The organism is Hungatella sp. SB206, assembly GCF_051132295.1.
Classification (GTDB): domain Bacteria; phylum Bacillota; class Clostridia; order Lachnospirales; family Lachnospiraceae; genus Hungatella; species Hungatella effluvii.
The window spans coordinates 5,018,557-5,043,657 of record NZ_CP096603.1; the positions used below are offsets into that span (position 1 = coordinate 5,018,557).

At 48.4% G+C, this 25,101-nt stretch carries 28 protein-coding genes; all 28 read right to left on the minus strand.

All coding sequences use genetic code 11. The features are described from left to right. Positions 1-24: 24 nt before the first annotated feature. Positions 25-2,091, minus strand: a complete 2,067-nt coding sequence (locus tag M1L66_RS22285) for a TolB family protein (protein ID WP_434688293.1) — start codon at positions 2,089-2,091, stop codon at positions 25-27. Continuing rightward, positions 2,067-3,335, minus strand: a complete 1,269-nt coding sequence (locus M1L66_RS22290) for a hypothetical protein (RefSeq protein ID WP_434688295.1) — start codon at positions 3,333-3,335, stop codon at positions 2,067-2,069. Before M1L66_RS22290 ends, M1L66_RS22285 begins: the two co-directional genes overlap by 25 nt. Beyond that, positions 3,329-4,195 carry an ABC transporter ATP-binding protein gene (locus M1L66_RS22295; RefSeq protein WP_434694302.1) on the minus strand — a complete coding sequence of 289 codons (867 nt, stop codon included), beginning with the start codon at positions 4,193-4,195 and terminating at the stop codon, positions 3,329-3,331. Before M1L66_RS22295 ends, M1L66_RS22290 begins: the two co-directional genes overlap by 7 nt. A 39-nt stretch (positions 4,196-4,234) precedes the next feature. Next, positions 4,235-5,467, minus strand: coding sequence for a hypothetical protein (locus M1L66_RS22300; protein WP_434688297.1), 1,233 nt, complete (start codon positions 5,465-5,467; stop codon positions 4,235-4,237). Beyond that, positions 5,464-6,531, minus strand: coding sequence for a hypothetical protein (locus M1L66_RS22305; RefSeq protein ID WP_434688299.1), 1,068 nt, complete (start codon positions 6,529-6,531; stop codon positions 5,464-5,466). The genes M1L66_RS22300 and M1L66_RS22305 overlap by 4 nt, the downstream gene beginning before the upstream one ends. Before the next feature lie 81 nt (positions 6,532-6,612). Further along, the gene (locus M1L66_RS22310) at positions 6,613-7,866 is read right to left on the minus strand and encodes a HAMP domain-containing sensor histidine kinase (RefSeq protein ID WP_434688301.1); all 1,254 of its coding nucleotides are present in this window, start codon (positions 7,864-7,866) and stop codon (positions 6,613-6,615) included. 17 nt (positions 7,867-7,883) lie between these two features. Continuing rightward, entirely contained in the window at positions 7,884-8,558 is a 675-nt protein-coding gene (locus tag M1L66_RS22315; RefSeq protein ID WP_187018623.1) for a response regulator transcription factor, read from the minus strand. Positions 8,559-8,663: 105 nt separating this feature from the next. Beyond that, positions 8,664-9,281 (minus strand): class I SAM-dependent methyltransferase, encoded by a 618-nt coding sequence (locus tag M1L66_RS22320; RefSeq protein ID WP_434688303.1) that lies wholly within the window; start codon positions 9,279-9,281, stop codon positions 8,664-8,666. Between the two features lie 52 nt (positions 9,282-9,333). After that, the gene (locus M1L66_RS22325; RefSeq protein WP_434688305.1) at positions 9,334-9,819 is read right to left on the minus strand and encodes a DUF3795 domain-containing protein; all 486 of its coding nucleotides are present in this window, start codon (positions 9,817-9,819) and stop codon (positions 9,334-9,336) included. 28 nt (positions 9,820-9,847) lie between these two features. Then, positions 9,848-10,591 carry a class I SAM-dependent methyltransferase gene (locus M1L66_RS22330; RefSeq protein WP_434688307.1) on the minus strand — a complete coding sequence of 248 codons (744 nt, stop codon included), beginning with the start codon at positions 10,589-10,591 and terminating at the stop codon, positions 9,848-9,850. After that, positions 10,588-10,908, minus strand: coding sequence for a DUF3784 domain-containing protein (locus tag M1L66_RS22335; protein WP_434688309.1), 321 nt, complete (start codon positions 10,906-10,908; stop codon positions 10,588-10,590). Before M1L66_RS22335 ends, M1L66_RS22330 begins: the two co-directional genes overlap by 4 nt. Before the next feature lie 48 nt (positions 10,909-10,956). Beyond that, entirely contained in the window at positions 10,957-11,421 is a 465-nt protein-coding gene (locus tag M1L66_RS22340; protein WP_434688311.1) for a VOC family protein, read from the minus strand. 51 nt (positions 11,422-11,472) lie between these two features. Beyond that, positions 11,473-11,943, minus strand: coding sequence for a GNAT family N-acetyltransferase (locus tag M1L66_RS22345; RefSeq protein ID WP_434688313.1), 471 nt, complete (start codon positions 11,941-11,943; stop codon positions 11,473-11,475). A 20-nt stretch (positions 11,944-11,963) separates the two neighbouring features. Next, positions 11,964-14,159 carry an ABC transporter permease gene (locus tag M1L66_RS22350; protein WP_434688315.1) on the minus strand — a complete coding sequence of 732 codons (2,196 nt, stop codon included), beginning with the start codon at positions 14,157-14,159 and terminating at the stop codon, positions 11,964-11,966. A 137-nt stretch (positions 14,160-14,296) separates the two neighbouring features. Continuing rightward, on the minus strand, positions 14,297-15,334 hold the full coding sequence (locus M1L66_RS22355; RefSeq protein WP_434688317.1) for a sensor histidine kinase: 1,038 nt from the start codon (positions 15,332-15,334) through the stop codon (positions 14,297-14,299). Further along, on the minus strand, positions 15,331-16,026 hold the full coding sequence (locus M1L66_RS22360) for a response regulator transcription factor (protein WP_434688319.1): 696 nt from the start codon (positions 16,024-16,026) through the stop codon (positions 15,331-15,333). Before M1L66_RS22360 ends, M1L66_RS22355 begins: the two co-directional genes overlap by 4 nt. 135 nt (positions 16,027-16,161) lie before the next feature. Further along, the gene (locus tag M1L66_RS22365) at positions 16,162-16,656 is read right to left on the minus strand and encodes a hypothetical protein (protein ID WP_434688321.1); all 495 of its coding nucleotides are present in this window, start codon (positions 16,654-16,656) and stop codon (positions 16,162-16,164) included. Positions 16,657-16,744: 88 nt separating this feature from the next. Next, the gene (locus M1L66_RS22370; RefSeq protein ID WP_434688322.1) at positions 16,745-17,119 is read right to left on the minus strand and encodes a hypothetical protein; all 375 of its coding nucleotides are present in this window, start codon (positions 17,117-17,119) and stop codon (positions 16,745-16,747) included. A 145-nt stretch (positions 17,120-17,264) separates the two neighbouring features. After that, the gene (locus tag M1L66_RS22375; protein ID WP_434688324.1) at positions 17,265-17,720 is read right to left on the minus strand and encodes a hypothetical protein; all 456 of its coding nucleotides are present in this window, start codon (positions 17,718-17,720) and stop codon (positions 17,265-17,267) included. Positions 17,721-17,763: 43 nt separating this feature from the next. Beyond that, positions 17,764-18,297, minus strand: a complete 534-nt coding sequence (locus M1L66_RS22380; RefSeq protein WP_434688326.1) for a DUF6709 family protein — start codon at positions 18,295-18,297, stop codon at positions 17,764-17,766. A gap of 167 nt (positions 18,298-18,464) precedes the next feature. After that, positions 18,465-18,734, minus strand: coding sequence for a hypothetical protein (locus tag M1L66_RS22385; RefSeq protein ID WP_434688327.1), 270 nt, complete (start codon positions 18,732-18,734; stop codon positions 18,465-18,467). Positions 18,735-18,746: 12 nt separating this feature from the next. Continuing rightward, positions 18,747-19,478, minus strand: a complete 732-nt coding sequence (locus M1L66_RS22390) for a hypothetical protein (RefSeq protein WP_434688329.1) — start codon at positions 19,476-19,478, stop codon at positions 18,747-18,749. Between the two features lie 146 nt (positions 19,479-19,624). After that, complete coding sequence (locus M1L66_RS22395) at positions 19,625-20,143, minus strand: GNAT family N-acetyltransferase (protein WP_434688331.1); 519 nt, start codon at positions 20,141-20,143, stop codon at positions 19,625-19,627. Positions 20,144-20,164: 21 nt separating this feature from the next. Further along, positions 20,165-20,887 carry a DUF5131 family protein gene (locus M1L66_RS22400; protein WP_187018561.1) on the minus strand — a complete coding sequence of 241 codons (723 nt, stop codon included), beginning with the start codon at positions 20,885-20,887 and terminating at the stop codon, positions 20,165-20,167. Positions 20,888-20,961: 74 nt separating this feature from the next. Continuing rightward, positions 20,962-21,282, minus strand: coding sequence for a TfoX/Sxy family protein (locus M1L66_RS22405; RefSeq protein ID WP_187018559.1), 321 nt, complete (start codon positions 21,280-21,282; stop codon positions 20,962-20,964). A gap of 4 nt (positions 21,283-21,286) precedes the next feature. Continuing rightward, positions 21,287-21,436: a hypothetical protein gene (locus M1L66_RS22410; protein ID WP_187018558.1), complete on the minus strand. Its 150-nt coding sequence runs from the start codon at positions 21,434-21,436 to the stop codon at positions 21,287-21,289. A 398-nt stretch (positions 21,437-21,834) separates the two neighbouring features. Continuing rightward, positions 21,835-24,405, minus strand: a complete 2,571-nt coding sequence (locus M1L66_RS22415; RefSeq protein WP_434688334.1) for an FtsX-like permease family protein — start codon at positions 24,403-24,405, stop codon at positions 21,835-21,837. 12 nt (positions 24,406-24,417) lie between these two features. Continuing rightward, the gene (locus M1L66_RS22420) at positions 24,418-25,083 is read right to left on the minus strand and encodes an ABC transporter ATP-binding protein (RefSeq protein WP_187018555.1); all 666 of its coding nucleotides are present in this window, start codon (positions 25,081-25,083) and stop codon (positions 24,418-24,420) included. Positions 25,084-25,101: the final 18 nt, after the last annotated feature.

Below are 25,101 nucleotides of genomic sequence, written 5' to 3' on the forward strand. Positions count from 1 at the left end.
TCTTTTCAAGCTTGTAGGTCCTTTCTAAAAACCAGACTCAGCCGCCGACATCTCATCTGCTTCCTCTTCATTGATGCAATACGCCCTTCTGTCAAGCCGGCCTGTGTAAACAATTGATTTTCCTTCCACCTCAAACTGCAAAACAGGCTGGTCGGTAAGCGGGTAAGCCGTCCCATCCGCTCTGTCCATCACATAAAGCCGGTATTCATCCGCACGGTTGATGTAGAGGAATCGGTGATCCGTCAAAAAGAAAAATTCTGTAATCAGGCCGGGGATGACGCCGGTTTCTCCGGTCTGAACATCATAGGCTGCCACCTCAAGACGGTCCGTGGTGTAATAAATCTTCTGCCCGTCGAAAGCCAGACTCCCCTTCACGGGGCAGGGGCCTTCAATCGTGTCCATACGCCCGGTAAGCAAATCCATGGTTCGGATATCGTTTCCCAGGAGATAAAGCGTATTGCCACTGAGGAAGAACGCCCAAACGTCTTCCAGAAAAGCCTGTGTACCCTGCCGGGCCGCAGCATCAAACAGGGTGTTGATTCCGCTGCCCAAAAAGACCTGCTCAAACGAGCTTTGGACGTCCTCGTATACAATACGTTCCTGAAACGTCTCCAAGTCCACTTCTATGAGCAGGATCCGTTCAATCCATTCATACCGGCCGGATTTATTGTAGTCATTGCGGAAATAGTAGACATATCTCCCATTGCCATAGATGCACCGCCCTATGGTTGACGACAGCAGCAGCGGATCACGCACAAGCCGGTCCCGCCGCCCGGTCCCCTTATCCTCGAAGAGAAGGGTTTCTGCGGTCTCATCAAACCAGACAATGTAACGTTCATTTTCAAATCTGCTGCGGTGCGCCGCATTGTAAATATCATACCCCGCGTCGCTACGGTGCCCGTCTGCACACCCTGTCATGTTTATAAGCAGCAACAGGGACAGCACAGCCACGGCTCCCCGTCCTTTACCACCCTTCCTGCCATGATTCCATGCGGCAGAGTTCCTTCGGAATATCACATAGAGCATGACTGCCAGAAGAAACAGTGCAGCGCCAGTGAGAAGTATAATCACCTCTCCTGTGATTTCGCAGAATAACACGCTTTCCTGCCGGGGCAAAGGATCTGCCGCCCTCCCGGCGCCACGCAGAAATCCGGTCCCCAGCAGAAAGGCCAGCGGGCCTGGCAGGAAGCACCGGGCTGTTTCGTTTTGAATGGCATAATACGGAAGTAACAGCAAGGCAGAGGACATAATCAGGGTCAGTGCATACTTTTGAATCAGAACGGACAGAAACAGGACCAGCGCCGCAAAAAGCAGGCTCCCAAACCACCGGCTTGCGGCCATCCACAGGAAGGCTTTGGTAAGCGTCAGCGCTTTGTACGTGCCGGAATAGCATGGGAGGCTTTGCAGCGGATAGTCTCCATGCGGCAGTCCATAACGCACCCCGTAGAAAGCGTACTCCAGCGTACTGTTCAGCAGACTAAGGATTGTCACCACACCTGCCGCAAGCAGCAGCTTGATCATCGTCAGCCGTCTTCCCCCCTTCTGTGTTGTCAGGTTCAGTACATCCATACTGCACTGGTATTCATAACAGAGCATGAGGGTAATGATGAGCAGGAGCAGACTCACAAACATGACGTCCAGCCTGCCCTTCGCCAGCAGACCGTTCCAGCCGTTGTCATAGAGCAGATACCGGCGCTCCGGGTCTTCCCTGGCATAGATAAACTGATCATACAGCAGCTGGAAGCCATGTTTGTGTTCCAGCCTCTCCTCATAGGGGGCCGCCTGCACCAGCAATTCCTCCCGGGTAAGATTTCCGTCATAGAAGCTGTTATAAAGTTTTGGAAGCTCCACTCCAGCTTCTGCAATCTTCTGAAAAATTTCATCTAAAAAGGCGGCAGTATCCCTGGTTACCGGACCTTCGACTTTCGATAAGTAAAAACGATAGTCCTCCCTGTAAAGCTCCAGATCGCGATTGGCCGGTGAATCCAGCAAAACCAGGGAACCAAGCCGGAACAGGAAAAACAGCGTAATCAGCAGCAGGCCCCGGCGTTTCATAAGCATTTTCTTTAATTCAAATGTAAAAAGTTCCATGGCACTCCACTACCTTTCCCCAGTCTCCCACCGTTACTCAGCCCACCACTTTTCCCGGCCGCATTCTTTCCTGCAAATACGCTTATGGCCAGCATAAGCAGCACGCACCACACAGCGCCGATGAGAAGCGTCACCTGATAAGTCAGTACCGGAATGCCAAAGAAGTTTACAAACTCTGTTACCCGGAAGACCGTCCGGCACTGAAGGAGAGTAAACGGGTTGCATATTTTCAAAATTAAATGGCTGGAGGCGGAATACCGTCCGAAGAACCATGCCAGTGCAAAGATTGTAAGCAGCCCCAATACATAGGGAAACAGTGCACTTCGGAAAAACCGGGAGAGAAACAGGAAAATTAGTCCTGCAATGACCGCTCCCAGTATTTTAACCGCCGTTGAAACCACGGCATATTCTGCAAGCGGCATCCCCACAGCAGACTGTTCAAAATTTTCAAGAGCATAGACCGGCAAAGAGCCGCCGTCGAATGTACCATAAATAGCCGCAAATCCAAAAAAATCTGTGAGTATAAACCAGAGACTCACAACTGACACAAACAAAGTGGAGGCAATCAGCTTTGCCATCGTTGTTCTCCTGCCTCCCTGTCTTGTTGTCAGCAGCAGATATTCCATCCCGCTCTCCTTTTCTGATACAAAAACGCCGGCAAGTGCGTATAGACTCAGGAGCAGTACCAGCAGGATGGAGAAATCATAATGGACGAATGAATGATAAAGGCCGGTGAACTCGAACTCCCTGACGCTCCGGTTTTCATACAGCCCGGCGATGATCTGGTTTTTCCTGTACTCATAGTCGTTTCCAACAGCAGAATAGAACAAAAGATTGGACCGGGCAGACCGGGCGATCTCGCGCGCCTGCATCTGATAGGTATAGAGATACTCCATGGGCTTTACAAAGTTCCAGTTCAAAAAATAGTAGTCACTGTAAATATTCCCTGTATAGGTATCCGGATCGTCCATCGCAGTGCTTGCCGTCCGGTCATCGACCCTGGCTTCAACAGGCCGGTAAAGCGAGAGAAGGCTGCTGATCTTCTCTTCCGTCATCTCCCCTTTAAACTGCCTGTAAAATGCAGGATAGAGCTCTTTCCACCGGGGAAACTCATCAAAGTTGGAATCGTCCCGATAGGTCCCATAAATTGAAACCAGATTCACGAGGGTAAAGGCCATCAAGAGAAGCAGAATTGACTTTTTTAAGAAGCATTTTTTTATTTCATAGCCCATTAGCTTTACCATGTCTCGCTTCCTCCCGCATAATAGAGGAATACGTCCTCCAGATTGGGCTGCAGCTGCACCGCGTCAACTGAGGGCTGCCTGTCGCTGATGATCCGCAGCCTGACTGTCGTCTCCTCCCGCAGGATGTTGCTCACCCTGTACTGCTTTAAAAAGGCTTCGGCATTCCCGTCATCTGCTTTTACCTGCCATACTTTGCCCTCCATATCCCGGATTAAATGGGCAGGCGAATCCTGCCGAAGCAGGCGGCCGTCCTTCATCATCATCACCTGGTTGGCAATAGACTCCACATCGGATACGATATGGGTAGCCAGGATCACAATTCGCCCGGCGGCAAACTTACCGATGAGATTGCGAAAACGGATGCGCTCCTGGGGATCTAAACCGGCAGTAGGTTCGTCAAGCACCAGAATGGAGGGATCGCCCAGCATGGCCTGGACGATGCCGACGCGCTGGCGCATTCCGCCGGAGAGCGCCCCTATCTTTTTTTCAGCCTGATCAGTGAGATTGACAATTTCCAGCAGCTCCTCCGCCCTTTTTTCACCTGCCCTGGAATCAATGCCCTTGAGCGCCGCCATATAGCGCAGGAACTCCATCACGGTGAAATCCTTATAAAACTGGGTGGTCTGGGGTAAAAAGCCAATATGGGAATAAAATGACGCGCCCAGGCTTCCCGCCTCTTTGCCGTCGATCAGCACCTGGCCGCCATCCGCCCGCAGGATACCGACAAAGATACTGAGCAGCGTGGTTTTCCCCGCCCCGTTGACCCCCATCAAACCATATACGCCGTTTTCAAGTTCCGCTGAAAAATCCCGCAGGGCATATTTGTCTTTATACCGCTTGGTCAGTCCTCGCATTGTCACAATCAAAACACAGCCGCCTCCCCTGTCTTTTTATAAAACTTAAAACTGTACAACCTTTATCCGTGTGTTCACATGCTGACCATAAATAATTATGGCGGTGCGCAGGCTGTCTAAAATGCGCACGTCCGGCACGCGGGAAATCAAGGTTACATCATCCTCGGCAATGAAAGCTTCAGTAACCAGGCTGCCGCTTTCCATCTCATAAATACGGACTGCAAGTTTATCCCCATTGACCGATGTGGCAAAATACTTGCCGCCGTCGGACAGATACGCCATATCGCCTTCCCTGGCGGTGGCAAGCTTTATGGTTCTGGCCGCTCCGTCGGCGGGATGAATGAGCAGCTGTCCTGATACTGCCCGCATGTCCTGACCGACCAGCACAAAGGAATCCCTGGCTCCGGGAAGTTCTCCTGCTCGAAAGTTTTCCGGGGTATGGATTTGGAGGTTGCTGCCATCGATGTTCACGGTTCCATAAGAGTAGGTTGATTCGGAAGCGCCGGCGGGCAGATAGGCGCCGCCGAAGGCAACGCGGGAATTTCCGGCGAAACGCACGTCGTTTGGTATCATATTTTTGCTTTCCGGTACAATCTGGCGTGCGGTTTTAGTCTCCATGTCATACAAGTAGAGCGCGGATAGGCTGCCCGCCGCAATCCTGGAACCATCGTCCGATACATCAATCATCCGCAGTTCCTGCACACCAAAGCTTTTGTCAGCTTCGCTCATCACACCAGCCAGCACTTCCAGTACCTTGATTTCCCGTATCTTGTTCAGTTGTAAGTCATAGAAAATGCAGGTAACGTCGGGGACGCTGCTTCCTTCCAAAAGCCCGCTTTCGCTCCCTGGCCTGTTCAAATCCAGAAGCAGTCCCACAAAGCCGTTTCGGACAGGCTTATAGTGCTCTTCCCTGTAGGTGCGGCTGCTTGTACCGGTTTCTGTTTTCGCAGTGACGGCGTCCTGGGAGAGATCATATAAGTAAAGGGTATTGGAGGTGGTCACCAGTACATTGCTTCCACCGCCATTGTACACGTTTTTGATGTCTCCGGGGATATTGCCGGTGGTAAAGCCTTTAAAAGATAAGCTTCCTGCAGTGGTTTTGGAAACCATCGGCGTAAGGGTACTCATGCTGACTTCAGGCTCAGCGGCCGCTGTTTGGAATTCAGGCACCGGGCTGCTGTCCGGTGAGGAATCCGGCAGTGCTGTGGGTCCGGTGCAGGCTGTAAATACAAGCATCAAAGAAAGAATAAGAGAAAGAATCGAAATCCGTTTTTTCATTTGTTTTGCGCCTCCTGATAGAATAAAATGGAATCTGTCTTTAGGGTACTAATGGGAAAATCCGGGTAGTCATCTGTGTCAAGAGGCACAGTCACCGCGTAAAAAGTACGGAAGCCGTCCAGCTTTCGGGCGTCAATCCCGAAGTCATAGGCAAGCACTTCACCGGACGTAAATGTATTTTCAAACACCAGTGTTCCGCTGTCATCCGCAATGGGCATATGGTCAATATAGAACGTGGTCTGTGAGCGCATACCGGGTATCCCTGCCAGTTCATAGTGAATGGCTGCGGGAGCATCACCGGAAACTGCCAGGCTGTCATACCGTACCTCCCCGTCATAGGTGATGAACTGAAAAATCCCTTCATTCAGCTGCGCGAGGCTCCAGCCTCTTGTTTCCAGGTAATCGCTTGTGACCAGCTGAGTCTGACGGACCATATTGGAAATACAAGGATTCACAGCCAACTGTTGGTGAAAAGGCGGAGGACTAGCTGTAAAGTTGACGGGGTATTCGGCAGTCAACGGACTGTGATACCCTCCATAGGAGGAGGTCTGTTCCATATCCGGCTGAAACCGCGGATTGGTCAGGCTCGTCACCGCCAGTGTAGATGATTCCCCTTCTGTCCCGGTCACAGGGGTAAAAAGGAATGTAAATGGCAGATCTTCCGTGTCCTCCGGCAGACTGACGGAGTGAAGGTAAGCATATTCACCGTCCGGCTCCAGTTTATATGGCTGGGGAACGCCGTCCAAATATAAGAGAAAGCCGAAGTCCCGGCCAATCCCGGAGGCGCTGACCGCGTAATTCACCGTACATTCACCGCCGGTATACACTATTTCCGGCTTTTTTTCAGGATCGGTGACCGGCATCCCATGGCTTAAGCTGCTGCTCTGAGGCTGTTCCTCGGCAAATGGATTATCAATTACGAAAGAATCGTCCAGGGAGAGCGCTCCCCCTCGCTGCTCATCGCCGCCCGGTTTACCACCCGTACCGCCAGTACTGCCCGCGCGGCAAGCAGCAAGGGAGCCCAGCAGTGCGGCACAAAGTACAAAACAGAAAAATTTTCTCATAAAAAACCTCCTTACCCGCTATCCTCATGGTTGGGGAAACGGTTTGTAAGGAGATTATAAACGGCAAATATCAAAAATCAGTCAATATTCCAGAGAAAATCGTACTATTGCCCCGTCCTCTCTTCCATTAGAAAGCCGCAGGGAGCCGCCGTGTTTTTCACACAAGATACGGCAGATGGCAAGGCCCAGTCCGGAATGCTCCCTGTCTCCGCCCTTCGGTACAAAATAACCGTTTTGAGAGTTCAGCACCTCTTTCGGAAAACCGTTTCCGTCATCCTCTACCCTGACCTCCAGGCCCTTTGCGGAACTGGAAAAGGAAAGGCGGATCTCACGTTTGGCAAAACGGACCGCATTGCCAATGAGATTTTCCAAAATACGGTATAGTACATCTGCGTCCAGATTTACCTGCTCTTCCCCAATGTCATTTTGGCAGACAAGGGAAATGCCCCGCCCTGCGGTGATGATAGACAAATCCGCAGTTAAGTCTTTGTAAAGTTCCTCAAAGGATACCTCTTTCCGCCGTACTTCATGCTCCTCCGAGCGGCCCAGGGTACGCATGGATTCCGTGTAGCTTTCCAGCCGCTTTGCCGCCTGCAGAATATTTCCAATAATCGCAGACATCTTTTCCACCCCAAGCGTTCCTTTCGCCAGGTTAATCTGTAAATACTCGGCATGGCCTTCTATGATGGCGATGGGATTGCGCAGGTCGTGGGCCACGGAAGCCTGCAGCCTCTTGCGCTCCTCCACTGTGGCCCACAGCTTCTGATAATTTTCCCGCAGCGCCCTGCGCATCTGCTCAAAGGAGCCGCAGAGCTTTCCCAGCTCATCTCCGCTCTCAGGAAGTATTTTAAAATCAAGATCCTGCATGGAAATCCGCTCAGCAGCGTCCGTCAGTATTTCGATGGGACGTTTCAGCTTCCTTTTGTAAAACAGGATTCCGCACAGAAGGATTCCTCCAAAAGAAAGACCGATTGGCCCTGCAATCATGACGATCCCGCATGTCTGATACAGAAGCCGCCGCTTAGGGGATAAGGAACTGCAGTTTCTTTCTATTGCAGTAACCGCGTATTCTGCGTCCTGTACTGTCTTTTTGACGCCTCCAACGCCAATCAGAAAGGGTAGCTCTTTGGGGGATTCCCCCATCTTGATGTTAAAAGCGTATTTGTTGGTTCTGTCATCATCAAAGGATTCCCATATGGTTAAAACCACTTCATCCGATACCGGCAGAAGATAGTTTTGGACCGAGATACACAGCCATATGGTGAGAACAGACAGTAACAGGACACAGAGGAAGGTCACACACACGTAGGTGCAGAATGCTTTGCGCAGAGGCATGGATGTCCTCTTCCTTTCTAACGGTTCCACCGGTATCCCACCCCCCAGATCGTCTCAATATATTCTTTGCCCGTCAGCTCCTTTAATTTCTGCCTGATTTTGCGGATATGCTCCCGGATCACGCCGCTGTCGCCTTCTGCCTCCAGCCCCCAGACCGCTTCGTATAAACGCTCCCGGTCAAAGACCTGGCCGGCATTGGTGGCAAGACATTCGATGATGTCAAACTCCCGTCTGGAAAAAGGGATTTCATTTTTTTGATAATGCACGGTCCGTGCTGAAAGGTTTATCAGCAGCTCATGAGAAGAAAGAAGCCTGGCCGGGTTCGCTCTGCGGACGTCCCTCCTTAAATGGGCCGCAATCCGGGCTGTCAGGGCAGGCAGGCTGAACGGCTTTGTGATATAGTCGTCCCCGCCCGTCATAAGCCCGTTGATGGTGTCCTGCTCTGTGGCTAAGGCAGTCAGAAAGACGATGGGGCACGCCACATGCTCCCGGATCGTTTTACACAGTTCCAGGCCGTTCATACCGGGCATTTTGATATCCAGCAGAATCAGGTCAGGTTCTGTCCCCAACTGCTCTAATGCCTCCTGCGCGCTGTTTGCCACATAGGGCAGATATCCATTGTCCCTCAGATGATCAGAGAGAAGGCCGGTGAGCATTTTCTCATCATCGACCACCATTATTTTATACGCCATAAAACCGCCTCCTTTCTCTGAGCATAAATGATAAATATCAAAAATCAGTCAAGGTTTCATTTTCCTATGGCTGCCGGAACTTCACAAAACGAACAGGAATATACGTTATCTCTCAAAATCAATCTGTACTAATTTTTTCCCATTGGGCAGAATACGCTCCAAGGTCTTGATTGAGCGGTACTCAATTTCAAGCATTGCCTTTTCCAATGCGTGCTCTTCTATCTGCTGATGTACTTGTTCCAACCCGTCGAACGTATGCAGATATGGTGAATCCGACACCCAGCTGCCTTCCAGGTTCAGTTGAATGATACATGAAACGTACTTCGGGCTTACATGGTTGATAACCTTCTGGAATCTTTCATATCCAATGTACTCAATCAACAGATTTGCAATCACCAGGTCTGCTTTTGGCAGCTGATTCGTTTCCTCCGTTAAATTGATGCATCGGCATTCCAGAAGTCCTTCCAATTCCGGGTATCTGAGAACCGCTTCTTTTAGATAAGAGGCATTGACGTCTATCCCATATACCTTCTTAAATTTGTCTCTTTGAATGTGCTCAAGGCCATTGCCGCCTGCAATCCCCAATATCATAACGCTGGAGATGGAATAAGCGTCAAACTGGCCTTTCATCATTTCATTCATAGTCTGTAACTGCATCACAGAATCCAGCTTCATATGATTTTCATAATCAGTCAGTGGAATTCCCTCCCATGGATTTTTCATTTAGTTACCCCTTACCGTATAAGTAATTTCTTTGATTCTTCCTATAAGGGCACTACCTTAAATCAGGTTCCAGGCCATTCAGCAAGGCGTTACACTGAACGCATCTCTGTTCATAATAACTATATTGGTGTCCGCAGGAAGGGCATGTCCACCTTTTTTCGGACAGTGCATACCACTGTTCAAGTGTGCTGCCTTTGCTTTCCTCAAGAGCTTTCTCCGCTTCCCTATGATGCGCTAATCCTGTGTGAAACCTTTTTAACTTATCACAGGGATATCGTACACATTCCGTACATAACCCTGCCTTTTGCTCTATACTGCATAACCTTACTTCACAGCCAGCGCAATAGATGCAGATTTTAGTTTCATCCTCTGCTTTGCATCCCATGCACGGATGTACTTCTACTCGCCTTTTTATATTGCTTTTATAAAGAAGATGCGCCCCTTCCTCTGTATTGGCAAAATAGTGATCACACGCTCTGCAAAAAATACCGCAAGCACCGATTAACATTTTATTTGTATTTATTTGATCGTCATTCATCCGTTTCACAGCCTTCTATCTTACTTGTTTATGTTGTCAGTTCCGCTACGACGATCAATCTCCGACTGCCTGCATCATAGGGACTCCTATCATAATCGCCATATAGTTCAATATTGGTGAACCCAGTCTTAGACAGTAGCATCCGATAGTCGTTATCCAGTAAAATACGATATACAATGTCATATTGATTTTCTTCCGTGCGCTGTAAGCTATGATATAAGTCTAATACATGAATTGTCTGAAAACGGCCGTCATGCTCCTTCACAAATATTCTTGAAAAGTCCTCACGGTTTACGACTACCTCAATAGAAGGTAATGTCAGCGTGTAATCCGTGGTTCCCGATGTGAAGACGAGCAGACCGTTCTTATTGAGCCTGTTTTTCATGGACTTTATTGCAAACAGCAGATCTTCATCCGTATGTAAATGAGGCAAAGACGTAGTGAGGCATACTACCGCGTCAAAGCAGACATCAAACTTTCTTTCCAAGTAACGAAAGTCGCATTGTGTTAACGGGATATCGCACCCACGCTCATGCAAATTCTTTTCGGCAATTTTCAGCATGGAGTGAGAATAATCGGAGCCCCAGGTCTGATATCCCAGCTGCGATAGCATATACAAATGCTGCCCCGTTCCGCAGGCGCAGTCTAAAACGGTCTTGATGTTATGCTCAGTGAACAGCTTATGGAAAAAGTTTTTCTCATCTCCTAAATAGCTTTCAATGGGTCCAAATTCGTCATAATCAAATGCGAATTTTTCATAAATATCTTTCATGACTTCCTCCGGCAAATGGTATCAGCTAAAATGGCCACGACCGCTATTGTTCCAAACAATCCCCACGGAATAATCCAGGATATAACTGCAGGCATTTCAAACCGGTAGAATGCCGCTATCCCCAAAATAACAGCTATAACGCTTGTACCGCCCCCTACAACACGGCAAAATCTTTTTTCATTGTATTTTTGCTTTCTCTCTTTTGGCAGCAAATTGTAGCCGGCAATCAAAAAACTGCCTTTCCCCGACAGCAAAACAATTGATATGACGCCAAGTATAAAAACGATGCTCCAAGGCACCCATATTGATGTGTTCATTGATACCACCTGTTCATCATTATCTGTTCAACTCGTCAAACTGGAAGTTTATTTATTATCAAGACAAGATACAACAAAATCAATCGGTATGTCCATTCTGGTCGCTGTTTCCTCTGCTGACAAACCTTGTTCAACAAAGCGAATAACAACCGCATCTAACTTTTCTCCAACTTCAACAATGTGCTTGTCAGGGTCATAAAATCGAACCACTCGCTGCCCCCAGCAATGTTCAAACAATTCGTGAACATAACTAATATTAAAAGATTTCAGATGATTGCAAAAAGTGTCCATATCATCTTCCTCAAAATAAAGTTCGCCTGCGTTGTTGGGTAAAACAACTTTATCCGTTCTGATAAAGGACTTCCATGTATCAAGCGTTTGCAAGACAACTCCGCCATTCAATGTAACATTTGCGCCAAAGTCGGCAACTACATTAAGCCCTAAAACATCGTGATAAAATTGTTTGCTCTTTTCCATATCCTTTACTACTATTAATGTGCTTGTATATTTCATATTCGTCTCCTCAAATCCCGATTTGTCGAACAATCTTTCCTTGCCTACGGTTCAAGGTAAGCGTTTTACATAGATCTCCTTTTCCGTATCAAGCACAAAGCCGCAGGATAGCAGCAAGCCGCAGGACGCCTTGTTTTCCGGCTCCGGCTGCACCACAATTCTTTTGGCGTCAGGGTGGAGGGCGATCCTGTCTGTCAATTCCGCCACAATCAGTTTTCCAAGGCCTTTGCGAAGGAAGCCGGGTTCCCCAATCATGTAGTCGATGCTGTAAGATCCGCCCAGTGCCGTGTAGCCTCCCCAAGGCTCGTCGCTGTCCTGGCAGGCGTAATACTGGCAAAAGCCGACGGGTTGTCCTTCATGCTCCACAATGAAGTGGTGAATCCAGCAAAACCCGCCGTCCTGCGCCGTGGCTTCTTTGATCCAATCCAGCGGATCGTGGTACCACATGGCAACGTGCGGCGTATACAGCCATTTCTTAAAAACGGGCAAATCTGTCTGTTCCATTTTTCTAAGACTAATCATATCGTTATTCTCCTTCTTTCTTATCCAGCATTTACTACATTTATAATGCTCGTCTTCTCTATCTTCCTTGCAAGGCAGCGGACAGAGACAAGCGAGGTCAAAAGAACTGCAAAAACCGTGGCAGTTAAAACGGCGGCAGGCGGCTGCCATGGAGTGCCCCAGTTTGAAGTGATTAAACGGTCATAAAAGAAGCGGTGCAGCAAAAGCCCTGTCACACTGCCCGCAATACAGCCGCTTACCGCATAGGCGGCGGCTTCGGCTGCAATGATTTTTTTAAGTTGTCTTCCGGACATCCCTACCGCCCGCATCACACCGTAATGGTTCATGCGGATGGATACGCTGGCCCCTACTGTGTTAATGATGTTGATTAGAGCAACAAGAGCGATAATAACCAGGAAACCATATGCGAAAACCGCCATTGCGTAATAGCCGGTCCGCACCTCGGTGTTTTGCTGCTGCAGGTCTAGCAGCTTCATTTCAGAAGTGAGCAGGCTTCTGACCTGTCCGGATATATCGCAATCCACCTGTATATCAATTACTTTGTAATCCGTAATAGCGGTCAGGCCGGTAAAGGTGTTTTCGGATGCAATGATAATCCATTCGCCATTCGCTGCGTCAACAGGAATATCAGAGATAATGCCGGCAATCGGTACTTCACAAACCTCTTCATCAATGGTGAGAATAAGTGTATCCCCAACCTGCCAGTCATTTTCCTGCGTATAGCCATAATAGATCAAAACACCGCCGCCGTTTTCCACTCCCTGTATGTCTCCGGCAATCAGGGCATCTTTTGCCCATGTGAACTGGGTCCGATCATAGGAAATCAGTGCAGCAGTATTTTCATTTTGACCAATACTGGCTGGGATGCCCGAGAGGTACATTCTTCCATATACATTCTCTACGCCTGATATTGCTTCAATTTCCCCCAGCAGGCCAGGATTCAGCAGCACATCTTCCCCTGCGCCCTCAATGGACAAATCTGGCGTATAGGATTTTAGAGGGCTTAATGCATGGTTCATGAAGGTCAGCAGAACCGAAAAGCAGAGGAACAGGACGATGCTTGTGGCAAGGGAGCCGGCAATCAGTACCATGCTCTTTTTATTGGAAAACCCATGACGCAGTCCCATTGCCGTATCCACATGAAACAAGGCAGTATTGGACGCTTTGCGGATCGCCTGGTGATTTGTCTGGTCAAGGTTGCCCGTAACGGCTGCCTGCGGAGATACCCTTGCCGCCCGCTTTGCCGGTGATCCAGATGCGGCCAGGACCACCAGGAAACCAATTACTATACCGGCGCCAACACCGGCCCAGCTGATTTGATACGATGGCATGGAGGGAAGATACTTTGAATTTAACCGGTTCAGGACAAACATGGTTATCCATTGGGCGGCAGTTCCCATAAGCAGGCCCATGGGAACCGCTTTCACACAGTATAATAAACCCTCCCGTCTGATGTAGTGTTTGATTTGCCGTTTCGTCGCGCCAAGACAGCGGAGCAGCCCGAAAAACCGGGTACGCTCCAATATGCTCATATTAAAGCTGCTGGCAATCATAAAGCAGCCTGCCATGGTGACAAGGATAAACAGAATACCGGCGGTTAAGTAAATCTCAAGCATAGTGCTGTCATTGGACTGGCCCATCAGTCCGAGAAGCATGACATTTGTGGAAACCTGCTCCTCACTCAATCGGTATTTTTCCTGAATTTCCCTGATAGCGCGGTTCAAATTCACACCATTGGCAAACTGAACGTAATAATATTCCCTGTATAAATCAGCGGGAAGGGCGCGCATCCCCTCTGTGGAGAGCTGCAGCCCATGGGCATCGGAGCCTTTCAGGGTGGAGTAGTCTCCAAAGGTTCCGGTAATTGTATACTGCCTAGCCTGTCCGTCGGGAAAGAGAACTTCTATCTCATCCCCAATGGAAAAGCCATATTCGTCAAGGGCCAGCCAATCAAGCAGAGCCTCCCCCGCCGTCACGGGATAATCCCCCTGGGTGACCACCATGTTCATCTGTTCAGCCAGCGCTACATTGCTGCCCTGCACAATTAACTCTTTCCCATGGTATGTGATTTCATCTGCCATACCAAGCCAGCCAGACACGTTCACGTCACCCCTGGCCGATATTTCCTGAGCGATGTGATCATTGATTCCAGAAAAAATAGCGTGCCAGTTTCCATACCGCCGAATGGCTTCCGACCGCTGTGACTGCAGATTCATGTCCGCCGCCCCCATAGGTCTTACAAACCCCTTTGACTTCTAACAAATTCATATCGTTTCCTCACTTTCTATATACCGCTTTTTCCTTGCTTACAGACAGCATAACATGCCGCCCTTACACTCCGATGAAAACCGGCTTACAGTTTCGTAAGGTTCAAAAAATTTAATACAAAGGTGCTCCCGCTGCCGGGAGCACTGTCAACCGCGATGCTGCCGCCATGGGCTTCCACAATGGCTTTTGAAAGCGGAAGCCCCAGTCCGGCCCCCTGAGTATCCTTTGAAAACTTGCTGCGGTAAAACCGCTTGAAAATATGGTGGATATCCTGGGGATGGATCCCCCTTCCATTGTCCTTTACAATAATCTGTGTAATGGTCGGCAGGCTGCTCCACTCGATCCAAATATGGCCAGTCTCATCTGTATGGTCCAGGGCGTTTTTCACAAGGTTGCTCACCGCTTCCATCAGCCAGTCCCTGTCGCAAAAAAGTGCGGCGCCGAATGGGCCGGATAACAGGAGCTCCTTATTTTCCTGCCTGGCGCGTGTTTCAAAAGAGGCTTTCAATGCGTTCATCATTTCCAAAATGCTTTGCATCTGCCGGTCCATCACGATAGCGCCCGCATCGAGCCTTGTGATTTTCAAGAGGTTCCGGACCAGTGTTTCGATCCGCTCTAGCTCCCTTTCGGATTTTAAGGCGAACTCCATGACCGCCTCTTTATCCCCGGACTCCTCCTGTAACAGGGAATTGTAAATGTCAAGCGCAGCCAGGGGTGTTTTCAACTGGTGAGAAATATCCGAAATGGTATTTCTTAAAAAATCCTTTGTGCTTTGTTCCCGTGCCGCGTGAGCAGCCAGTGTGGTCGCCAGTGTGTTGACCTCGTGGAACAGCTTAAACAAGCTGCCTTCGCTTCCGCTGTCGATCCGTGCATCTCCGTCGCCTGAAGCAAACCGGTTGATTTGGGTTATGGCGTTTTCAATCAACTGCTGCTGCCGGCGAAAATATAGGAGACAGCAAATCGAAATGCCCGCTGACAAAAGCAGAGACAGCAAAAGCAATACCCGATTAGGCGTGCCCTCGGTAAACCAGAAATATAACTGCGACAGGATGATAAAAGAAGCCAGCACACAGGAAAGTATGAGAAACAGCCTTTTTATGTCCTTGTTCGTAAAAATAGTCATATCCCATGGTCTCCGTCCGTGATATTCCATTTATAGCCCATCCCTCTTACCGTTACAAGGAGCCGGGGATTTCCGGGGGCGGTTTCGATCTTTGTCCTTAATCTGCGGATATAGACTGCCAGCGTATTATCATCCACATAGCTGCCGTCCCACAGCCTGTCCAGGATTTGTTCTTTCGTGAGAATCCGCCCCGGGTTCTGCATGAACAGACAGAGCAGGCGGTATTCGGCAGCCGTTAATTCAAGCGTGGTTTTTCCCTTCCGCGCCTGGCCCTGCAATGGAAATACGGTGATCCCATTGGATGTGATTTCCGTTTCCGCCGCGCTGAAATTTTGGGCGCGCCGCAGCAGCGCATTAATCCTGGAAATGAGTACGCCCAGTTTGAAGGGCTTAGTAATATAATCATCGCCACCTATATCCAGCCCCATGATCATGCTCACTTCTTCATCCGATGCTGTCAGGAACATAATGGGCACCTTAGATGTTTGACGCACTTTTTCGCAAACGTCAAAGCCTGAACCGTCAGGCAGAGACACATCTAAAATCAAAAGATCATAGCTCCCGCTGCTCCAAAGGGAATCCGCTTCACTTACCGTCCGGGCAACGGCTATCTCAAAGCCGTACTTTTTCAGCGAATAGGTTAGACCGTCAATTAAACTCAAATCATCTTCAAGCAATAGTAACCGGCTCATGTCTCCGCCTCCTTCCGTCCTGCGTCCTCCGTGATCTTTACCTCTTCTGACAAATTTGAATCCGTCCGGCAAACCGGAATTGTTATTCCTCAATTAAACCATATACGATACTATTGACAAACTGGAATTGTCAGATTACTGTGTCAATCCATATGCCTCAAGAGTTTCTTTGGCATTGAACATTTTTACAGATGTTTCAATCATTTCTTCAATATAATCTCCATCTCCCATTGTAGCAAAAAACAGGACATCTTCTCTTTTAAAACCATTCTTTTTAAATATTTCGTCTGGTATTTCCTTGATATTCTTTTCCAATACAGAAAGTAGGGTTTCAGCAAAATTCCACTTTTCATCTGACGGACTGCAAAAATCAATTTCTTTACAAGCGTCAACAGTATCAACAAGTGGCTGATATAAGAAATCTGGATTAGCTCCATTTTCCCAATCATAATACTCTTCTATGTCAGTATTGTAGTCCCATGACAAATAGAAACCATAAAAGTCATCGGTAGTGATAAAACCAATCGAACAAGATTTTTCCCTTTTTGCATTTTGGAGTATTTTGCCAATTTCATTCGGTAATTCTTCAGAACATTTCTGACTAAATTCTTTAAAATCTGCTATATCCATTTTTGTTCTCCTTATACTTGTATTTATCAATCCCGTTTTGTCGCTCCGTTCAATTCCTCTATAAACTGGAAGTTATACTCTTAAAATATTATAGGGTATGCAAATCGTCAAGAACCGCTATATACCCGTCTGCCTTTCTCAAAAATTCGATTTGAATCGTCAAATCATTTATTGCACCATCTGTTGTTAAGTCATAGTCCATGTGATACCCACTGCTTTCATTAAAAGCAAATAAATAGGTATTTTGTTTCTTGTTTTTTATTAATTTCGGGTCATCAATTTTCAATATAGGACAGGATATGTCTAAATATCTAAGAGCCAAAACCAGGTCGTGTTCTGACAACCGACTACTATCAAATAGAGATATAAAAGAGGCATAATCCTCTTTAGCCAATATTCCTAAAGCATTTTCTACAAAAGCAATAAAATAATCCTGTTCTTTTCCGCATTCTACGTATATCATAAGGTAAAGCCCCCACAATTAATGATTTATTGCTAAAGCCGTCTTCTTGAACTTGCGTTCAAGAAGCATCCCTCGCTTCCAGCTTGGTCAATTCCGATTTCTCGGGGTATCTTACGCTACGATTGCGCTATAAACAAAACTCTTATCACATGCGCCGGGCATATAAATCAAATTTGACCTGCCATTCGCCGTCCTCCACCGTAACATCCTGCCAATGGAACCAATCGTCCTCGATTTTGGCAAAGACCCATTTTCTCCGTTCGTCCTCCAGGTTTGTAAGGACGATGATTCCGTCCTGCTTTCTCGCCTCCAGCCGCATGATCCTTCCTGTGTAGCAATAGGCCACATCCCAGGCGTGTGTGTCCGGGTTATAGACCCGAAGGGTTGTTCCGTATTCAAAGCCGGGCAGGACGATCACATCCTGTACCGCCATTCCCTCAAGCACCCATGAGAAATGCCATTCGCCTTTGAGTACCTGGGAAGTACTGTTGTCAACATAGTCGATGTCCCAACTGCCGATCAACTTCCCGAAATAATCAAATTCTTCGGGTAACGCTTCGTTTTTTGCCCCGCTGGATAATGCCTGATAAAAACGCTCCATATGTAAATCCTCCTGCTTCTATCAACTGTTTTCCGAATTTCAATCAAAGAATGCCTGCACGCTGCTGGCGGACGTATTCCCTGAGACCCACCAGATCCTTTTTCAAGTAACTCTTTTCTACCTCTCGATTGTGCCCCACGACAATATCGCGGTGCTTCTCCATAAACTGCTGCAAAATATAATCGACTGTCTTTTCGCTTATGGAGATGTCTCCTCCTTTTTGGTTTGCATAGCGAACCATCAGGCTGGCATCTGTTTTAATGACGGCATTGACCCGCGTTACTGTTTTGTACGCCCAAACCACCTCTTGCAGGGGAATCACATTCGCGTAGCCGGGGCCGTTGATACATGCGATGATATATTGTTCATCCATACGGCACCAGTCGCGCAACCGCTCGCCGCTTTCCCATGTTGTCTTGAGGCGCTCCAACGTGGCCTCCGGATTCTGTGTGGTGTTGGCATATCTTCTCAGGCTTTTAATAAATACTTTTTCAGGATCCTCCTTGATTTTACGCACCAGTGCGGTAAGCGTAAGTATAAAGATAGAAACGCTGAATATCTCCCCATACAATTTCATGTCCGCAGGCGCCACGGAACTGCCCTTCGCCAGTTCATCGGCAAGGGGAAACAGATCAAAGAAAAAAATAATAAACTATATTATACTCAAGTTCAGCAGGGAGATTATCCCAAAGCTCTGCTCTTGTCCTGCTCCTCCTTAAATTTTCCAATACTTTTACATCAGGATCAGGATATACAGTAAAACTGTCTGCCTCTGCCATGACCAGCTTTTAGCACTTCCGACGCAGTGCATGGAATGGTATCATCATTTATATCTGCTGAATGCGAAATGTTATCCCGGACAAATTCATATGCTGCTTTAATAAACGCCAACTCATTATCTGCCTTTTGAAATAATGTAACAGCCAGCACTGCAATCGCTTCGTTATCATAATCAATTATATCATCATTCTTTAGATATTCATCCATTCTATTTGAGTATTGTATTATATTCATTTTCCCTTAACCTTAAGCTTTATGTATCCTCCGATAAAGGTCTGCTGCCTTCTGCGGGTTCTGAAATGCATCATAGTTATTCCCCTCAAACGTAAAACGCCGGGCAGTAATACTTTCAGGATTTCTGCTGGTAAGTGCCTCCACGAACTCTGTTCCTATATCCGGTTTGCATTTTACATACAGCATATTTCCATTACTCTTAATGACGAAAACACCAGGGTCATAACCGGGAAGCGCAGACTCTTCATACCAGATGACAGCCATATCTGATATCCGCATGACTCCATGATAAAGCCTGTCTGGCAGCCGCAGCCAGTTTTTAGTCAAAAAGCCAACTTTTATAAAGTCCTTCTCTTTCGTGGGCTGGGGAGTCAAAGACAGCAGAAGCGAATCTGACCTACGGCATTCCCTGTAGAATTCCATAATTTCTTCTGTACTGTAGCCGCTGTCTTTGGCGGTCATCTCTGCAACGGAGGCGCCGGTTTTGGTTATTAGTTTTATGCCGAATCCGGTTAGGACGATGCCCAGAAGTACACAGCCGATGGTAACCGCTATCCATATCATATCGCTTTCATAGATAATATGTAGCAGCAAATGGTTAAGCACTCCCAGAGCCAGTACCCCAATCCCCAGGATTAAAAGACCGCCCCCCTCGTTTTTCATTTTACTCTTTTTGGTCAGTTCCTCCTCAGACCACAACAGTTCCGTTTCCCATGCTTTTGTCATTGGCGTAATCATATTCATACCCTCTCTCTTCATAATTTTATATGACTTTATTTCAAGTGTCCCCCTCAAGCCATCTATTCGCTGAACGGAAACATTTGAGTTAGTCCCATACAATTTCTAAACATTTAAAATCTTCTGGAATTGATGGTATATTTGTGATTTCGTTACAATACTGAACGAAAAGTTTTATCCAATTTTTGATTCAAAACATAACGGCTGCCTCCGGTATCTAATAACTCAAAGCCACATGATAACAGTGTCCTTTCAGACGCCTTATTCGTCTTATCTATGTCCGCGGTTACCCGCTGGGCATCCGGAAAAGAAAACACCACATTCACAAGTGATGTAATCATTTCCTTACCCAAACCTTTTCCGAGACAGGCTTCTTCTCCTATGAGGTAGTCAATGCCGTAAGAACCTTTTATTGGCAGTGTTCCAAAATCCTCCTCCCTGCTGTCCTCACATCTATAGTATTGGCATAGTCCAATCGGGCGACCCTCCCACAGTACGATGAGGTGGGTCAACCATTTGAATTCCCCATTGCGCTCTTTCAGTTCATAGAGCCAGTCATTGATGGAAACCCCAAGATGCGGTATTTCATACCACTTTTTTACATGTTCCTTATTCAGCCAAACTTCTACCAGCGATATATCCTCATCGTTTAACAATCTTAGCTCTAACATCAGCACCTCCTGCCAAAGGCATTAAAACAGTCTTTTTCCGTCTGAAATATCTATACCAAGTTCTTTTGCCATTCCGGTCTGCTTATATGGATTGATTTTTTCTACAATGCCGTCATGCCGGAAAAGTGAGCCTGTGTTCTTAAACCAGAAAGTCACGCCCGCCTGCACGCATTGCTCCCGGATGTTCAACACCCACTTGTAATCGCACTCTCTCGCTGCCCGCCCCGTTTCGCCGCCAACAGTAACATGATCCACTCCATGAAGATAGGGGGCCAGGTCGATTGCTTCCAGAAGCGGAGCGCAGGCAATGAACCGCCGCTTCATCGGATAAGATAAAAACAGGGGGAGCCGGTAATCAGCCAGCGCCTGGTTTTCCACTGTGCAGCCGATGTTCACATTGTCATAGCCCTCGCCCCAGTCAGAGGGAAGGGATACCGGAAACCGGTCAATCCGCTTGGTTAGAATCAAGAAATCAATGTCCGTCCGTTCCCGGATCATGGCCCAGACTTCTCCCCGCCATTCGTCCGCTTCGGGCAGGAAAAAGTCAGTGGCAAAGCAGGTGGCGAGGATCTTATCCCCTTTGATGTTGTATTCGCCCTTTTTATTTCTCCTGATAGGCCAGTCGAATTTATCCGTCTTCAGAATCGTATTCTGACCATAGCGTTTGGCATACGGTCCATAAAAATAGCAGTTTGCACAGCCGTCACTTATCTGGTAACAGCCTGTCCACGGTTCCCAATTCATAGGCAGCCTCCTAAATGTTTTGTATTGGTAAGAAGCAGGGGCGATCCAGTTCGACGCTGAATCTCCCCCTGATGTTACTTCTTCTTTTTCGGCTTTGGCGCAGGCAGCTCGTCACAGGTGGCTCGGATGAATCGCGCCATTCGTTCCTGATTGTCTACGTTATCGATGATAAAATGCGGCTTAGCGCCGGTGTAGGGCGCAGCCTCCTCGCAGTCTGAACAGAGGGCCGCGCCTGCCGCAGTCTTCTTCACGAAAAACTGGTTGTCACAAATTACTCCAATCACTTTGCCGTCACAGTAAACGCCGTATTCCCCAAACATTTTCTTATAGGTTATGCTCCCGGCACCGCCGATCTGATCACAGACATATTCTACAAATTCCAGATTTGAAGCCATAAAATCACCTGCCCTTCGCCCAACATTCACATTGTTTAATCCGTTTGCCGCCGTCGCCCCAAAATGGCTTCTCAATATGTATACAGCCTTTGCCTCCCATTTCTTCCTTGTATCCGCACTCTCTGCACAGGATCCCACATTTCGATTCAATCATAGCACAAACCTCCATTTTCTCTTTAGAATAACATATCAAACAAGTCATCTGAGTGTCATGTTTTCTGTTATATTCATATGAGCGGATACGACGATTGCGGCTTGGCACAATGTTATCCGGCCAACAGCCCTGCACTGGAGACGTTATCTGTCGGGCCTGTTTTTCTTTGAGTATACTTCATAAAAATCAAAAATTTGTCAAGTCTTATCCATTGCAACGCACACCGCCTTAGGCCCATTCCTCTTCCGAGGGAATTATATAATAAATTTCTGTTTTGATATAGTAAAAATCCGACATTGTTTTTAAATAGTTGGGAGACCAACGCCTCAGACGGTCTACCCCGTTCATTTCCAATTTATCAGCCCAACAATCTGGAAGTTGCAAGAGACAGTTGAGTATTAACCCTGCCGCAGCCGTTCTATGATACTGTCCCTTGCGATCCCCCGGTACAGAAGCGTGGGAATTATCATTGTCAGCAGAATCAAAAACGGGTATACAACCAACATCGGCCAGAAAATGAACCGATAGGTGAAAAACCAAATCCCACCAGCGATGGCCCGGACGGCGACGGCGGAAAAGAGAGTGCCGATCACAGCCGAGGCGATGATAGTACCAATGGCATAATATACGCCCTCCCAGGCGAGCATCCGCTTAAGCTGTTTTCCAGTCATGCCGATGCTCTGCAGCATGGCAAACTCCTTGCGGCGGGTGATGATGCTGGTCAGAACCGAGTTGACAAAGTTTGCAATCCCGATCAATCCGATGATCATGCTCAACGCGCCTCCGATGGTGACAATCAGAGAGGTCAGGTCGTGAAAGGAGCGGATATAGGTCTCCTTCGAGTCATAATTCATCCTGGGCTCCACATCCTCCACATAGCTCCTTAGGAATGCCTCCATGTCCGCCTCAGCTCCGTCTTTGACGTTAAAGGGATAGCTGACCATGTGGGGGGTCCTGCAAAGGGGAAGAAATTGTTCGGTAGGCAGATAGAAACGTGCCTCGCCGGTATTGCGGGTCGTATCGGTGTTTTCGTTGATCCGCACCTTGGCCATCACCGTTAAATCAAAGGTGACGTCTATGGTGTTGTTCAGCCCATCCTTCGCCACATGATGGAACCGGAGGGTGTCGCCCGGATGGATGGCTGGATTGTCGATGACGTTTCCCTTATCGTCGCAGGCCAGTCCGTAGAGTACATAGCCTCCCCTATTCAGAGCCTCCCAGTCAATGGTTCCCTCCACTACCTCCACAGATTCCAGCAGGAAGTCGTCCGCACCGAAAAACTGGACATAGGGATTTCCCTTTTCGTCCTTGTTATAACTGGACACGGCCCCACTCTCCGCGGAGAAGGCCTCCTCCAACGTTCTTGTACTGTACAGGCCGCCGCCGTCTAAAAAGGCCTCGTGCTGCCTGACTGCCTCCACAAAGGAGGTTGTCAGTTCCATTTCGCTGGTCTCAAACTTATAATTGAAGTAGTCGGCAGTAGAGATAACAAAATCCTTGTTGACGAACTTCGCCACATACTTTTCAATATCAAAGCCTCTTGACAGAGTGAACACGGTATGAAACAATACCAGGCTCAGGGTCATGGAGAGAATCACCAGCAGGGTGCGCTTCCGGTTCCGCCCCAAATTAGACAGGGCCATGCGGTAGATTTTTGCGCCGCCGGTGGACTTTTTGCTCGCCGCCTCCTTTCTCCGAAATGCCCCGGAGTCGCTTTCCGTGTAGCGGACCGCCTCAATGGGGGAGACGGAGCCCGCGATTTTTGCCGGCTTGCGCACGCTGATCCACACCGTCAAGAAGGCAAAGGCGGCCGCACCGAGGAAGATAAAGGGATTGGCGGACACTTTCACGCCGGCTTCAGCACTGTAAACCGTACCATTCATCAAAAAGGGCAGCAGAGCCTTTCCAATCAGGAACCCGGCCAGGAGGCCGATGGGAATACCGATTGCCGAAAGCCGCAGGGACTGCCTGCCAATGAGCCGTCTGATCTGCCGGCCGGTGGTCCCCAGGGTTTTCAGCTGGCCGTAGGACTGGATATCCTGAATCACGGATATCTGAAAAATGTTATAAATAATCAGATATCCCGTCACCATAACCAGCAAGATTCCGGCAAGTCCGGACAAGAGCAGGGCGGGATTTCCCCGTAATTCGCCGCCCTGATAGGCAGGGCTTACCCTTGCAATGACATAATTACTGTCGGACGGGCTGCCGCCCATGATGTCGCAGGTATACCCGGTTTCCGAAAGAAGCTTCTGCAGCTTTGGCTCCACCGCCCCGCCGCCACGGAACATCACATAGGCAGCTACAATACCGGAATAGTCGTTGTCCTCCGGGTAGGTATAGGTCAAAAGCTCCGATTGGGCGTCCACAAAGGCTTTGGACACGATCAGACGGCCGATGCTGCTTAACATGTCTGTGTCCCAGAACCCGCACAGGGTAAAATCGGTGGTATACTGCGTACCTTTGATATTATATTGAAGAGTGACCGTCTGGCCGACCTCTGCCGGTACGCCCAGGGTCTCCAGCGTTCTGGTATCAGCTATGATTTCATTTTCCGCCTGGGGCCGGCGTCCTGTCGTGGGGGTATAACGGGCAAACTCCAGCGCCATATCGTCCATATACCACAGATCAGAGGGCCATTTTTCCATACCGGGATACTGCAGCCGGTAAGAAACCGCCTTGGTATAGGCGATTTTATCAATCAGCGGATGGTCCTTAACGTCCTCATATATCTGGTCGCTGATGTAATTTAAAACCGCCTGCCCGTCGCCGCCCTGCCTGCGGATATTTTGGTCCTGCACGGTGTCCATCAGCCCGGAACCCAGAGTGAAAATCGCAGTAAACAGGAGGGTTGTCAGTGCAATGGCAACGCCTGCAATCACATTCCGGCTCTTTCCGGCCTTAAAGCAGCGGTTGGATAACCGCTTGATGACAGAGGCGTTATTGTTGCCGAATAAAATATCTTTCATGTGTACGCCCCCTTATCCTGCAATTTTCCCATCTTCTATCCGGATAATACGGTCGGCAAGCTGGGCAATCTCATTGTTATGGGTAATCATCACAAGGGTTTGATGGAATTTATGGCTGGTGGTTTTCAGCAGGCCCAAAACGTCGCTGCTTGTCCGGCTGTCCAGGTTTCCAGTGGGCTCATCAGCCAGGATAATGGCCGGTTTTGCAATGAGCGCCCGGGCAATGGCCACCCGCTGCTGCTGGCCTCCGGAAAGGTGGTTCGGCATACTCTGAAGCTTATCCTCCAGAGCCAGCATTTGCACAATTTCCTCCATATACTTCCTGTCCGCCTGGTCGCCGTCCAGCTCCACGGGCAGAACGATATTTTCATAGACATTCAGCACGGGAACCAGGTTGTAGTTTTGAAAGACAAAGCCGATGTTGCGCCTGCGGAAGATAGTCAGCTGCTCGTCCTTCATTTTGGACAGCTCTTTCCCCCGCACCACGACGCTGCCCGAGGTGGGGACATCCAACCCGCCCATCATATGCAGCAGCGTGGATTTGCCGCTGCCGGAGGTGCCCACAATAGCAGCAAACTCCCCCTGTTCGATGGAGAGGGTTACGCCGTCCAGCGCCCTTGTGACGCCCGGTTCGGCGCCGTAATATTTTTTCAAATCAGTTACCTGTAAAATACTCATGGAAACTACCCTCCTTTC

Excerpts from the sequence above, each read along its gene's own strand:
- M1L66_RS22285 (WP_434688293.1), bottom strand. The coding sequence starts at position 2,091 with ATGGAACTTTTTACATTTGAATTAAAGAAAATGCTTATGAAACGCCGG.
- M1L66_RS22290 (WP_434688295.1), bottom strand. The coding sequence starts at position 3,335 with ATGGTAAAGCTAATGGGCTATGAAATAAAAAAATGCTTCTTAAAAAAG.
- M1L66_RS22300 (WP_434688297.1), bottom strand. The coding sequence starts at position 5,467 with ATGAAAAAACGGATTTCGATTCTTTCTCTTATTCTTTCTTTGATGCTT.
- M1L66_RS22305 (WP_434688299.1), bottom strand. The coding sequence starts at position 6,531 with ATGAGAAAATTTTTCTGTTTTGTACTTTGTGCCGCACTGCTGGGCTCC.
- M1L66_RS22310 (WP_434688301.1), bottom strand. The coding sequence starts at position 7,866 with ATGCCTCTGCGCAAAGCATTCTGCACCTACGTGTGTGTGACCTTCCTC.
- M1L66_RS22315 (WP_187018623.1), bottom strand. The coding sequence starts at position 8,558 with ATGGCGTATAAAATAATGGTGGTCGATGATGAGAAAATGCTCACCGGC.
- M1L66_RS22320 (WP_434688303.1), bottom strand. The coding sequence starts at position 9,281 with ATGAAAAATCCATGGGAGGGAATTCCACTGACTGATTATGAAAATCAT.
- M1L66_RS22325 (WP_434688305.1), bottom strand. The coding sequence starts at position 9,819 with ATGAATGACGATCAAATAAATACAAATAAAATGTTAATCGGTGCTTGC.
- M1L66_RS22330 (WP_434688307.1), bottom strand. The coding sequence starts at position 10,591 with ATGAAAGATATTTATGAAAAATTCGCATTTGATTATGACGAATTTGGA.
- M1L66_RS22335 (WP_434688309.1), bottom strand. The coding sequence starts at position 10,908 with ATGAACACATCAATATGGGTGCCTTGGAGCATCGTTTTTATACTTGGC.
- M1L66_RS22340 (WP_434688311.1), bottom strand. The coding sequence starts at position 11,421 with ATGAAATATACAAGCACATTAATAGTAGTAAAGGATATGGAAAAGAGC.
- M1L66_RS22345 (WP_434688313.1), bottom strand. The coding sequence starts at position 11,943 with ATGATTAGTCTTAGAAAAATGGAACAGACAGATTTGCCCGTTTTTAAG.
- M1L66_RS22350 (WP_434688315.1), bottom strand. The coding sequence starts at position 14,159 with ATGAATCTGCAGTCACAGCGGTCGGAAGCCATTCGGCGGTATGGAAAC.
- M1L66_RS22355 (WP_434688317.1), bottom strand. The coding sequence starts at position 15,334 with ATGACTATTTTTACGAACAAGGACATAAAAAGGCTGTTTCTCATACTT.
- M1L66_RS22360 (WP_434688319.1), bottom strand. The coding sequence starts at position 16,026 with ATGAGCCGGTTACTATTGCTTGAAGATGATTTGAGTTTAATTGACGGT.
- M1L66_RS22365 (WP_434688321.1), bottom strand. The coding sequence starts at position 16,656 with ATGGATATAGCAGATTTTAAAGAATTTAGTCAGAAATGTTCTGAAGAA.
- M1L66_RS22370 (WP_434688322.1), bottom strand. The coding sequence starts at position 17,119 with ATGATATACGTAGAATGCGGAAAAGAACAGGATTATTTTATTGCTTTT.
- M1L66_RS22375 (WP_434688324.1), bottom strand. The coding sequence starts at position 17,720 with ATGGAGCGTTTTTATCAGGCATTATCCAGCGGGGCAAAAAACGAAGCG.
- M1L66_RS22380 (WP_434688326.1), bottom strand. The coding sequence starts at position 18,297 with ATGAAATTGTATGGGGAGATATTCAGCGTTTCTATCTTTATACTTACG.
- M1L66_RS22385 (WP_434688327.1), bottom strand. The coding sequence starts at position 18,734 with ATGAATATAATACAATACTCAAATAGAATGGATGAATATCTAAAGAAT.
- M1L66_RS22390 (WP_434688329.1), bottom strand. The coding sequence starts at position 19,478 with ATGAATATGATTACGCCAATGACAAAAGCATGGGAAACGGAACTGTTG.
- M1L66_RS22395 (WP_434688331.1), bottom strand. The coding sequence starts at position 20,143 with ATGTTAGAGCTAAGATTGTTAAACGATGAGGATATATCGCTGGTAGAA.
- M1L66_RS22400 (WP_187018561.1), bottom strand. The coding sequence starts at position 20,887 with ATGAATTGGGAACCGTGGACAGGCTGTTACCAGATAAGTGACGGCTGT.
- M1L66_RS22405 (WP_187018559.1), bottom strand. The coding sequence starts at position 21,282 with ATGGCTTCAAATCTGGAATTTGTAGAATATGTCTGTGATCAGATCGGC.
- M1L66_RS22410 (WP_187018558.1), bottom strand. The coding sequence starts at position 21,436 with ATGATTGAATCGAAATGTGGGATCCTGTGCAGAGAGTGCGGATACAAG.
- M1L66_RS22415 (WP_434688334.1), bottom strand. The coding sequence starts at position 24,405 with ATGAAAGATATTTTATTCGGCAACAATAACGCCTCTGTCATCAAGCGG.
- M1L66_RS22420 (WP_187018555.1), bottom strand. The coding sequence starts at position 25,083 with ATGAGTATTTTACAGGTAACTGATTTGAAAAAATATTACGGCGCCGAA.